We start from the raw sequence: 3,721 nt of genomic DNA, 5'->3' as shown, positions 1-3,721 counted from the left end.
GGCGCCGGGCGGGGCGGTCGGACGGCGGCGACCCTACCGCCCGTGCGGCCGGGCGCCGTCCGCGCGAGAGCCGGACGGGTGCGGGACCACGGCCCTCGCCGCGGCGCCCGCGGCGGCTCCCCCGCGAGGACTCGAACCTCGACCTCACGCTTCCAAAGAGCGGCGTCCTGCCGTTGGACCACGGGGGACCGCGGGCGGGCGCCCCGCGCGCGACGGGACGGCACCGGCCCGCGCGCCGACGCTACCGGCAGCCCGTTCCCAGACGACTGCCAGCCGCTCGGCAGGCATGGCTACGCCCCCGTAGGTTACGGTCCCGTAGGTGACTTCCTCCACCGACAGCCCCGAGGCCGCCGCGGCCCTGCAGACCCGGCTCCTGCGCGACCTGGAGCCCGTCGTCGCCGAGAACCTCGAGCGGCACCTGAAGGCCACCCAGGCGTGGAACCCCCACGACTACGTCCCCTGGAGCGAGGGGAAGGACTTCGCCTACCTCGGCGGCACGGACTGGGAGCCCGGCGACTCCAAGCTCGACCCGGTGGCGCGGACGTCGATGGTCGTGAACCTCCTCACCGAGGACAACCTCCCGAGCTACCACCGCGAGATCTCCACGAGCTTCGGCCGGGACGGCGCGTGGGGCCAGTGGGTGGGGCACTGGACGGCCGAGGAGGGACGCCACGGCATCGCGCTGCGCGACTACCTCGTCGTCACGCGGGGCACCGACCCCGTCGAGCTCGAGCGCCTGCGCATGGAGCACATGGCCGCCGGCTACGACCAGGGCGACAAGCCGATGCTGCAGACCCTCGCCTACGTCTCGTTCCAGGAGCTGGCGACCCGGGTGAGCCACCGCAACACCGGCCGCGCCACCGGCTGCCCCGTCGCCGAGGGCCTGCTGGCCCGCGTGGCGAAGGACGAGAACCTCCACATGGTCTTCTACCGCAACCTCCTCGCCGCGGCCTTCGACCAGGCGCCCGACGAGACGATGGAGGCCGTCCGCAACGAGGTCATGAGCTTCGCCATGCCGGGCGCGGGCATGCCCGGCTTCGCGCGGTCGTCGATGATGATCGCCAAGGCGGGCATCTACGACCTCAAGCTCCACCACGACGACGTCCTCATGCCGGTGCTGCGGTTCTGGAAGGTGTTCGAGCGCACCGACCTCGGCCCCCGCGGCGAGGCGGCCCGCACGGAGATGGCGCAGTTCCTCGAGACGCTCGACGAGCAGGCGACCCGGTTCGTGACGCGCCGCGAGGAGGCCGAGGCCCGCCGCGCCGCCCGCCTGGGGGCGTGAGCACGGCCGCCCGCCGCCAGGCCGCGCACCCCGGGCGAGCACCGGGGTCACGACCCGGGGACGTGTGCCCCGGCGCACCGTCCGGGGAGAGGATGGCGCCGTGACCAGCACGAGACCACCCGCGCCGCGGCGGGCGCGCATGACGGGCGCCGAGCGCCGCGAGCAGCTGCTCGACGTCGGCCGGGCGCTCTTCGCCGAGCGCGGCTTCGAGGGCTCGAGCGTCGAGGAGGTGGCGGCGCGCGCGGCCGTCTCCAAGCCGGTGGTGTACGAGCACTTCGGCGGCAAGGAGGGCCTGTACGCGGTCGTCGTCGACCGCGAGGTCCGCCAGCTCCTGACGGCGATGACCGAGGCGCTCGACGTCGCGGGGCTGCACCCCCGGCAGGTCCTCGAGCGCGCGGCGCTGGGCCTGCTCGACTACGTCGAGGCGTCCACGGACGGGTTCCGCATCCTCGTGCGGGACTCCCCCGTCGCCTCGAGCGCGGGCACCTTCGCGACGCTGCTGTCGGACATCACCCGGCAGGTGGAGCACCTCATGGCGCGCGAGATGGCCCGGCGCGACCTGCCCGAGGGGGCGGCGCCCATGTACGCGCAGATGCTTGTCGGGATGGTGGCGCTCACGGGCCAGTGGTGGCTCGACACGCGTCAGCCCGACAAGGCCGCCGTGGCGGCGCACCTCGTCAACCTGGCCTGGAACGGCCTGTCGCACCTCGAGGCCGACCCGGCCCCGGTCGACCCCGCGCACCCGAGGGCCGCCGACCGCGCGCGCCCGGCCCGTGCCGGGCGGGCGGACGGCCCCGCTCAGCGCTCGAGGACCGCCACGACCCCCTGACCGCCCGCCGCGCAGACGGACACGAGCGCGCGGCCGCCGCCGCGGACGGCGAGCGCCTTGGCCGCGGAGGCGAGCACGCGCCCGCCGGTGGCGGCGAAGGGGTGGCCGGCGGCCAGCGAGCCGCCGTGGGGGTTGAGCCGTGCGCGGTCGACGGAGCCGATCGGCTCGTCGCGCCCGAGGCGGACGCGGCAGTAGAGCGGGTCCTCGAGCGCCGCCAGCGTGCAGAGCACCTGGCTGGCGAAGGCCTCGTGGATCTCCACGACGTCGAAGTCCTGCAGGGACAGCCCGGTGCGGGCGAGCAGCCGGGAGATGGCGTGGACGGGCGCCATGAGCAGCCCCTCGGCGCCGCTGACGTGGTCGACGGCCGCGGTCTCGGCGTCGACGAGGTGCGCCAGCGGCTCGAGCCCCCGCGAGGCGGCCCACTCGGGGGAGGACAGCAGGACGGCGCTGGCGCCGTCCGTCAGCGGGGTCGAGCTGCCCGCCGTCATGGTCGCCGTCTCCCCCTTCCCGAACACGGGGCGCAGCCCCGCCAGCTGCTCCGCGGTGAGCCCGGGGCGCAGGACGTCGTCGCGCTCGAGCCCCCGGTGGGGCACGACGAGGTCGTCGAGGAAGCCGCTGTCGTAGGCGGCCTCGAGCCGGTGGTGGCTCGCGAGCGCCAGCTCGTCCTGCGCCTCGCGCGAGATGCCCCACTCGAGCGTGGTGCGCGCCTGGTGCTCGCCCATGGACAGGCCGGTGCGCGGCTCGGCGTTGCGGGGCGGCACGGGCACGAGGTCCCGGGGGCGGACGGCGGCGAGGGCGCGGGCCCGGCCGAGCGCCGTCTTCTCGCGGTTCGCGCGCAGCAGCGCGCGCCGCAGCCCCTCGGAGACGACGACCGGGGCGTCCGACGTCGTGTCCGCGCCGCCGGCGACGCCGACCTCGACCTGCCCCAGCGCGATCTTGCCCGCCACGGACAGCGCCGCCTGCAGGCCCGTGCCGCAGGCCTGCCCGACGTCGTGCGCCGGGGTCGTCGGGTCCAGGACCGAGCCGAGGACGGCCTCACGGGTGAGCACGAGGTCGCGGCTGTGCTTGACGACGGCGCCCGCGACCACCTCGTCGACCCGCTCGCCCACGAGGCCCGTGCGCCGCGCCAGCCCGTCGAGGACGGCGGTGAGCATCTCCTGGTTCGAGGCGCTCGCGTAGGCGCGCCCCGACCGGGCGAAGGGGATGCGCGTGCCGGCGACGACGGCGACGGGGCGCGGGCTGCTCGCGGGCCCGTACGGGCGCGGGGTGGGGGCCATGGCGCCACTGTGCCACGGACGGACGACAGGTGTTACCCGCGGGTAACTTCCGCCCTCGGTCGGCGGTAGCCTCGCCCCGTGCCCGAGACCACGCCGACCTCCTCGTCGCCCGGCGCCCCCCTCACCGGGCCCACCACCGCGCCCTCCGCCACGCCCTCCGCCACGCCCTCCGCCGGGCCCGCCGCGGCCCCCGCCACGGGGCCGATCGCCGACCCGGGCGGGCCGGTGGACCGCTACGCCGCCTTCGCCCGCAGCGGGCTCGGCCGCCGGCTCGTGCCGGGCCTCGGCCTGCCGGACCCCGTGCCGCTGCGCCGCGACGCGCCGGGCGCCCCC

The 3,721-nt window shown here is 76.7% G+C and carries 3 protein-coding genes, 1 tRNA gene and 1 pseudogene; 3 read left to right on the top strand and 2 right to left on the bottom strand.

Features of this window, described 5'->3' with window-relative positions; translation table 11 throughout:
• Positions 1 to 116 precede the first annotated feature (116 nt).
• A tRNA-Gln gene (locus HLB09_RS14475) sits at positions 117 to 188 on the bottom strand.
• A 131-nt stretch (positions 189 to 319) separates the two neighbouring features.
• Between HLB09_RS14475 and HLB09_RS14470 the strand changes: the two genes are divergently transcribed.
• Positions 320 to 1,282 (top strand): acyl-ACP desaturase, encoded by a 963-nt coding sequence (locus HLB09_RS14470; RefSeq protein WP_212771132.1) that lies wholly within the window; start codon positions 320 to 322, stop codon positions 1,280 to 1,282.
• A gap of 139 nt (positions 1,283 to 1,421) precedes the next feature.
• On the top strand, positions 1,422 to 2,111 hold the full coding sequence (locus HLB09_RS14465) for a TetR/AcrR family transcriptional regulator (protein ID WP_171204038.1): 690 nt from the start codon (positions 1,422 to 1,424) through the stop codon (positions 2,109 to 2,111).
• On the opposite strand, the gene HLB09_RS14460 is transcribed toward HLB09_RS14465, so the two are convergent.
• Positions 2,081 to 3,388, bottom strand: coding sequence for an acetyl-CoA C-acetyltransferase (locus HLB09_RS14460; RefSeq protein ID WP_171204037.1), 1,308 nt, complete (start codon positions 3,386 to 3,388; stop codon positions 2,081 to 2,083). The genes HLB09_RS14465 and HLB09_RS14460 overlap by 31 nt on opposite strands.
• A 78-nt stretch (positions 3,389 to 3,466) precedes the next feature.
• On the opposite strand from HLB09_RS14460, the pseudogene HLB09_RS14455 reads away from it, so the two are divergent.
• Positions 3,467 to 3,721, top strand: a pseudogene (locus HLB09_RS14455) (hypothetical protein); the annotation flags it as partial.

Source organism: Pseudokineococcus marinus (genome assembly GCF_013004605.1).
GTDB lineage: Bacteria > Actinomycetota > Actinomycetes > Actinomycetales > Quadrisphaeraceae > Pseudokineococcus > Pseudokineococcus marinus.
The sequence above is the reverse complement of the archived record's forward strand: the minus strand, read 5'-3'. Positions and strand labels throughout refer to the sequence as shown.

What these genes read in the sequence shown, in the direction of transcription:
- HLB09_RS14460 (WP_171204037.1), bottom strand. Translation starts at nt 3,388, where the DNA reads ATGGCCCCCACCCCGCGCCCGTACGGGCCCGCGAGCAGCCCGCGCCCC.
- HLB09_RS14465 (WP_171204038.1), top strand. Translation starts at nt 1,422, where the DNA reads ATGACGGGCGCCGAGCGCCGCGAGCAGCTGCTCGACGTCGGCCGGGCG.